The organism is Exiguobacterium sp. s70, assembly GCF_018618315.1.
GTDB lineage: Bacteria > Bacillota > Bacilli > Exiguobacteriales > Exiguobacteriaceae > Exiguobacterium > Exiguobacterium chiriqhucha.
This window is the reverse complement of sequence record NZ_JACSLV010000002.1, coordinates 716,191-722,951: the sequence shown is the minus strand read 5'-3', so window position 1 is coordinate 722,951 and position 6,761 is coordinate 716,191. Positions and strand designations below refer to the sequence as shown.

General features: G+C 53.6%; 8 protein-coding genes. 1 reads left to right on the top strand and 7 read right to left on the bottom strand.

Features of this window, described 5'->3' with window-relative positions; all coding sequences use genetic code 11:
• Positions 1-115 precede the first annotated feature (115 nt).
• The 3 genes from KNP84_RS08365 to KNP84_RS08355 all read right to left on the bottom strand — a co-directional run bounded on the left by KNP84_RS08365 (position 116) and on the right by KNP84_RS08355 (position 2,958).
• Positions 116-874 (bottom strand): DUF817 domain-containing protein, encoded by a 759-nt coding sequence (locus tag KNP84_RS08365; RefSeq protein WP_214755934.1) that lies wholly within the window; start codon positions 872-874, stop codon positions 116-118.
• Between the two features lie 8 nt (positions 875-882).
• Positions 883-1,743, bottom strand: coding sequence for a metal-dependent hydrolase (locus tag KNP84_RS08360; protein WP_214755933.1), 861 nt, complete (start codon positions 1,741-1,743; stop codon positions 883-885).
• 219 nt (positions 1,744-1,962) lie between these two features.
• The gene (locus KNP84_RS08355) at positions 1,963-2,958 is read right to left on the bottom strand and encodes a helix-turn-helix transcriptional regulator (RefSeq protein ID WP_214755932.1); all 996 of its coding nucleotides are present in this window, start codon (positions 2,956-2,958) and stop codon (positions 1,963-1,965) included.
• A 115-nt stretch (positions 2,959-3,073) separates the two neighbouring features.
• On the opposite strand from KNP84_RS08355, the gene KNP84_RS08350 reads away from it, so the two are divergent.
• Positions 3,074-3,919: an alpha/beta fold hydrolase gene (locus tag KNP84_RS08350; protein ID WP_214755931.1), complete on the top strand. Its 846-nt coding sequence runs from the start codon at positions 3,074-3,076 to the stop codon at positions 3,917-3,919.
• A gap of 22 nt (positions 3,920-3,941) precedes the next feature.
• On the opposite strand, the gene KNP84_RS08345 is transcribed toward KNP84_RS08350, so the two are convergent.
• The 4 genes from KNP84_RS08345 to KNP84_RS08330 form a co-directional block, all read right to left on the bottom strand.
• Positions 3,942-4,361 (bottom strand): YhfM domain-containing protein, encoded by a 420-nt coding sequence (locus tag KNP84_RS08345; RefSeq protein WP_214755930.1) that lies wholly within the window; start codon positions 4,359-4,361, stop codon positions 3,942-3,944.
• A 76-nt stretch (positions 4,362-4,437) separates the two neighbouring features.
• On the bottom strand, positions 4,438-4,854 hold the full coding sequence (locus KNP84_RS08340) for a YhfM domain-containing protein (protein ID WP_214755929.1): 417 nt from the start codon (positions 4,852-4,854) through the stop codon (positions 4,438-4,440).
• 81 nt (positions 4,855-4,935) lie between these two features.
• Entirely contained in the window at positions 4,936-5,223 is a 288-nt protein-coding gene (locus KNP84_RS08335) for a hypothetical protein (RefSeq protein ID WP_214755928.1), read from the bottom strand.
• Positions 5,224-5,333: 110 nt separating this feature from the next.
• Entirely contained in the window at positions 5,334-6,752 is a 1,419-nt protein-coding gene (locus KNP84_RS08330) for a sucrose-6-phosphate hydrolase (RefSeq protein WP_214755927.1), read from the bottom strand.
• Positions 6,753-6,761 lie beyond the last annotated feature (9 nt).

The window sequence follows — 6,761 nt, the reverse complement described above, 5'->3', positions numbered from 1 at the left end:
CGCAAAAACACCTCCGATGCTAGCACTTTTTTAAAGTGTACCACTGCGAAGGTGTTTTTATATTGTCTCAAAAATTTAGGTTAGCCCACAACCCGAAGCGGGTGCACACGTTTTTTCATGAGAGCCCCTGTCTTCGTTTCTGCCACGCCACCAGCAAGATGCTGATGATGACGAGCAGGAACCACGACGACAGCTTGCCGAGGTCAACGAGCGCCCAACCGCTCAACTGGTTCGGATATGCCCAACCGTTGTAGAACGTGACGATATTTTCCGCGAACCAGATGAAGCAGGCAATCAAAAAGAAGGCGACGACGACGGGCATCGTGAAACGGCGGTCGTCGAGCCGGTACGTGACGATGGTACGGCCGAAGACGAGAAAGACGAGCCCGATCAACACCCAGCGCAAATCGAGCCAGATGTGGTGCCAAAAGAAGTTGAAGTAGATGGCGATCCCAAGGCCGAACGCGATGAGCGGCGGTGGCATCTTGAGAAACTCCAAATCGAGCCGGCGCCACGATTGGACGACGTAGCTGCCGACGCTCGCATACATGAAGCCTGCATAGAGCGGCACGCCGAACACTTTTGTCAGCGCCTCGTCCGGATAGCTCCACGACCCCATCTGGACTTTGAACAGCTCGAGGCCGAGCCCGATGACATGGAACCAGCTGATGACTTTCACTTCTTCCATCGTCTCGAGCCCGGTCTTGACGAGCACGACTTGGACGAACAGACACCAGATGAGTAGCACGTCATAGCGTGGGAGCGGAAAGTCGAACCATTTCGTCAGCGCGAGCGCACCGAAGATGGCGACCGGGAAGATACAGCTGAGTGCTTGTTCGTAACCAAAGATGAACAAATAACGGAGACGTCGCATCCTCTCACCTACAATTCGATGTATTCGTATAAGAACGACGACTCGCCGTCAAAGAAGCGCGGGTCATATAGACCGAGTCGCTCGTCATCCTCGACGACGACCACGAACGGGGACCACTGTTTGAGCGTGATTGCTTCTTTGTTCTCGGCGAAGAGCGGTGCAAGATCTGCATCGTCGGCACTCGTCAACTCATACTGGAGTTGTGGTTCTTGATAGACCGAGTCGCTGTAAATCGACACCGACTCGTCGGTCTTCGTGATGACGGTGAACTGGGTCGGGATGAACGAGGCCGACAGCGCCACCTCGTCGTGATCGGCGGCATACGACTGATACAAGTATGCCCCTTGCGCACTTTGAATCAGGACGTGAACGACGATCGCTGCCCAGGCGTAGCGATACACCGTGTGCCTGACGTCCGTTCGACGTGCGATCAGCCAGGCAACGAGGAAGATGCCCCAATAGACGAAGTCAACGATCGGGATGACGCCGAACGTGATCCGGACAGCCGATAACGGTTCGAAGTAACCCGTTCCCCAGGCGTTGAATAAGTCCGCCGTGTTATGGATGAACACCGACAAGAGCGCCCACCAGAAATAACGGATATCGGTCACCTTGAACAAGACGCGTACAAGTAGGTAAATGAGTAGCGCGAACAACGGGACGAGAAAAATCGAATGGGTGATGCCGCGGTGCCACATCTGATACATCCCTTCCGTGTCCCATAGTCGCGAGATGACGTCACTGTCCGGGATTTGACTCCCGACGAGCGTCGTGACGAATAAGGCCCGTTTTTCTTGTTTCTGAAAGTCTCGCTTATCGGCCGCCCCGTAGAGCGTCAGACCGAACAGCGTATGGGTAATCGTATCCAACGGTCTCCTCCTTTTGGACGGAAAAGACATCCCCCTCATGACGAGGAGGATGTCCGTCCTAGCTTATTTTTCTCGGTCCATTTTCATGGCGCGTCTTGCGACGACGGCGACAAAAATGACAGCGACAATCGGAATGATTAAAGGCATCCAATTCAACATCCGCCTGTCCCCTTTCTACAAGTGTCGCAAGCAGTATATCATACCTTCATTTCAATCGTTTCAGTGAATGCTCGCCTTCGCATATCGTCCGGCCATCGCCTCGATCGTATCGCGCATATGGTCGCGGAGCGTCACCGGTTCAAGCACTTCGACTTGCGTCCCGAGCGACAAGAGCCAGAAGACGAAGCCGTCCGAGACGGCTGCGTCAAAACGGATCAGGAAGCGGTCACCGTCTTGCGTAATCGAGACGTCTTCGCCGAGCTTGTCGAAGATGACCGGGAGGACCCGCTCGTCGACGGCGAGGACGATTTCTTCGTCGAGCCCGTTGTACATATTGAATGACTTTTGGAAGTAGTCGTCCGGCAGATGATGCTTCATGCGCGGCGTGTCATCCTCGACGATTTCCGAGTTGACGATACGGTCGACGCGATAGTTTCGGATCTCCCCGATCGACTCATCGATACCGATCAAATAGTACTGCTCATGGTTCCAGTGCAGGTCAATCGGATTGACGACGTAACGTTCGCCGTCACGGCGGAGCGGGAACGTCCGCTTCGTGGCATCAAAGCCGACGACGTCCGTATATTGGAACGAGATCGCCTTTTGTTCCTGAATCGCACGCTGGATGCGGTCGATATGGTACGGGATCTGTCCATGTTTCTTCTTCGGTGTTTTAATAATCGACTGGAGCGTCTCCGCTTCCGGGATGCTCGTCAGTTTTTGAAGTTTCTCGACGATCCGCTCTGTCACGTCTTCCGAGATGAACTTCGCCGCGACGATGGCATCGACCATCATCCGGAGCTCATGGATTTCAAACAAGCGGGCCGAATGCCAATATTTTTTGGCGAGGCCGTTCTTCTCGAGCTCATCCTGCACCTCGAACCCCGAATCGGTCAATGCTTGGATGTCGTCTTTCACTGATTTTTTTGCTAACTTAGAAGTATCTCCGATAGTAGATAAATATTCGAGCAAGTCTTCTAACGTCTTCGGATGGTTGTCATCTGTATGGCGTTCGAAAAACCGTCTCACCTCGAGTAACCGTTCTCGGTTGTTCACGGTTTAATCCCCTTTCATTTCTCTATGTAAAATATGTATAAACAGACAGTAGCATGTTATTTCCATGAAATAAAGTTATTTTCCATTACAATGCGTTTAAGGAGGCCATTCCGCTTTGAAACATTACGCGCACGTCAACGGCACAAAAATCGAATATATGGACCGAGGTCACGGTCCGATCATCATCCTGATTCATGGGACCCAGTCGTCAAGCTTCGAACCGTACCATGTGGACCGGCTCGTCGTGTCCGGTTTCCGGGTCATTGTCCCATCCCGTCCCGGTTACGGTGAGACTCCGTACTCATTTTCAGCCTCACCACAAGCATTCGCCGCCAATTTACGTCGCATGATGGAAGTCATGGCCATCGATCAGTATCACGTGTACGGCATCTCGGCCGGGGGACCGACCGCCATCGAGCTCGCGTCGCAAAATGAGCATGCACTCAGTCTGACGCTCGCAGCCGCGGTGACGAGTGTCGTCGACTTTCCGTATCGGCACTACATCAGCCGTAACGTCGCCCAACCGGCGTTCATCGCGCTACAGTTCGCCATGAGACAGTTCGTGCTCCGGGCGATTCAAAAACAACCGTTCGAAGCGACAGCCCGCATGATTCAATCGACGAGCCTGCTCGCACTCGATGTCATTCGTGACGAAGTGACCCCGTACGATATCTTCCTATTAAAACGGGTCGCGAACCAAATGGCGTTCGGTCTCGGTGCCCAGTTCGACTTGCGGCAACAAGTGACCGATGAAGCGCTGCTCGGGGTGACGTGTCCGACGTATATCGTCCACTCCAAAAATGACAAGGCCGTCCCGGTCCGCCACGCGCATCATGCGAAGCGACTCATCCCGCATGCCCAGCTCACCATCTTGAACAGCCCGGGTCATCTGATTTGGATCGGTCGTCAAGCGCGGAAGAGCGAGCAACAGATTGAACGCTTTATCCGCTTCAACTCGTAAGACGCCATTCCGGGCGTCTTTTTTAGTCGCCCGCTTCGAGCAGGTTGATCAATTCCTCCGTCACGTCCGCCGGGAGGCGGTACCCGATGTTCGTATCGTCCGCGTCGTACAGGCTACTGATGGATTTCGGATCATCGTTCAGCCAGATGTAATAGCGGTCCATCTCCCCGTCCTCGAAGTGGATTTCAATATCGTATTCAGGGCCGACCACATTGGCGACACCGGGAAGTTCGTCCGCCTCACGCAGCATGTCTTCGAATACTCGTATCGCTTCCGGTTCGTCGAACGTGACGACATCGCGCTCTTGGAAACTGCTGAATCCGTCCGATTCCGAGACGCGGACTTCTTCAATCCCATCCGTCCGAAAATCGTTCGAGCCGCAGCCAGTCAAAGTAAGGGCTAATATTATATAACCAAGAACTGACATATGACGTTGTTTCATGAATAGACTCCCTTTGTTTGTGTATGGTTGATATACGCGATGAAAGCTAGTAAAGTTCCCATCACATGTCTATCGATCACTCATCCACCCCGAGCACTTGAATCAACTGATTCGTCATGTCTGCCGACACGCGGTAGATGAGGTGCGGATGGGTCACGTCCATCAAATAGCTCGGGTGCTGCTTCTGACCGAGCCAAAGATGATACTGCGCCATCACTCCGCCTTTCCAATGAAGTTCCAGGTCAAAGTCCGGTTCCCCGTGAATGGAATCTTCGAGCGCTTCATCTGCATTGCGCAACATGTCCGCGAACGGTCTCACTTTTTCGATTCCGTTGAACATGATGAAATCCGTCTCCTTGAACGAACCGATCCCTGATGACTCAGCGACTCGCGCTTGAGTCATTTCTTCGTTGTTCAATTCATTCCAGTCCGGTTCCATCAACGCTTTGATTATCGCCGAAGCCCCTGTCAACATGGCTCGATTTAATTTCATGTCCTCCACCCCATTCACGTTGATAGTCATCTTTTACGAAAATCTTGACGAAAGGTTTCACAATTTTTGACATCATATCATTCATGCCTGTTTCCGCGTTCGCTCCAAGAAAATCGGCAACAGGTTCAAGATAATAGAGATGCTGGTGAGCACCCATAATGCCCGTCCCATGCCGGGGATGACATCCGCCAATGCACCCCAATCCTCCGCTTCGACCCAGACCGACAAATAACTGTAATCTGCACACACCGTCAACGCGGTCAGCGATAACGCAAGCGCCATCGGCAGTTTATAATCTTTCCCGACGCTAAACGTATACAAATTGACCAGTGTCGCGCCAATCGCGAGCAATCCTAAAATCATCCACATGTCTAAACCGTCCCCTATCTAATATGTAAGTTATTACCTATTCTCAGAGTAACACAAACCACTTCATTTATAGACAAACAAAAAAAACCGAGCCGAAGCTCAGCTTTTCCTTATTGATACGTCCAACCGGTCAGGCTCGCAGTCGCGCCTTCGTAGCGCAACTGTTTCTCGAGCTCGCTCGGGAAGACACGGAGTGTCGCGACCGCCTCTCCGTCATTGACAAAGCATTCGACACTTGACGAGTCGACGAACAAATGAAGCGACGTCACGGCAATCGCTTTCGTCCGTGTCGTGCCATACTCGGTCGCGAACGGCTCGCCGGCATGCGTCCGGTCGATCGTCAATTCGCCTGCCGCTGCGGCGTATCGGATGACGAGTGACTCGTCGCCGACTTGAAGCAAGTCGAGGCTGAAGTCTAAGCCGTCCGTTTTCAGCTCCAGCTCGTAACGGTCCGGTGTCGCGACGCTGACCGACGTGCCAGTCGCGTCGAGAAATGTGTCTCGGCGAAGCGTTGTCATCTCCGCCACCGGACGCTGCTTAAGCATCCCGTCCTCAATTGTGAGCACTCGCGGTAGCGTCAAGGCGTGTGCCCAGCCGAAGCGGTCCGTCGGATACTCGATCTCAGGCAAGCCCATCCATCCGACGAGGACGCGACGTCCGTCTTGTTCGGTCGTCTGCGGCGCATAGAAATCGAAACCGAAGTCGAGTTCCTCGAACGCGCCGTGGGTGAACGTCAACGTTTTAAGGTCGAGCTTGCCGATCAAGAATCCGGACTGATAGATGTTGTGATAGCGATGCCCGTCCGGTTCAATCCCTTGCGGCGAGAAGACGAGGACATGCTGTCCGTTCAGTTCGAACACGTCGGGACATTCCCACATGTAGCCGAACGAATCGAGTCCCGTCTTAATCTCACCGAGAAACGTCCACTCATCCAAGTCGATCGAGCGGTACAACACGACGCATCCTGTCTCGTCCGTGCGTTGTGCGCCGACGACGGCGTAATAGATGCCGTCCTCGAGCCATACTTTCGGGTCACGGAAGTGTTCCGTGTACCCGGCCGGCACGTCCGGGATCGCGACGTTCCGACGTTCGATTTTGCCGTCTCGTAATACACCGATGACCTGCGAGGCGTGACGCGTCCAGTCATCCGTCCGGTGATTGCCCGTGTACATGACGTGGAGTTCCCCGTCTTTCACGAACCCGCTACCTGAATAGGCACCGTGTGAATCTTCGGTCGTCTCCGGGACTAACGCCACCCCGCGGTCCGTCCACGTGACGAGGTCGGGCGATGTGACATGATACCAATGCTTGAGACCGTGTACCGGTCCAAGCGGGAACCACTGATAAAACATGTGATATTCGCCGTTATAAAACGTGAATCCGTTCGGGTCGTTCAGGAGTCCCGTCGGCGGTTGGATATGGTATCCGAACCGCCACGGGGAAGCCGCCGTCTTTGTGCGGAGCGTCTCCATCTCGAGGGCACTCACGTCACGTAACGAGCGATAACGCTCTGCCTTCGTCCAACTCATAACATCACT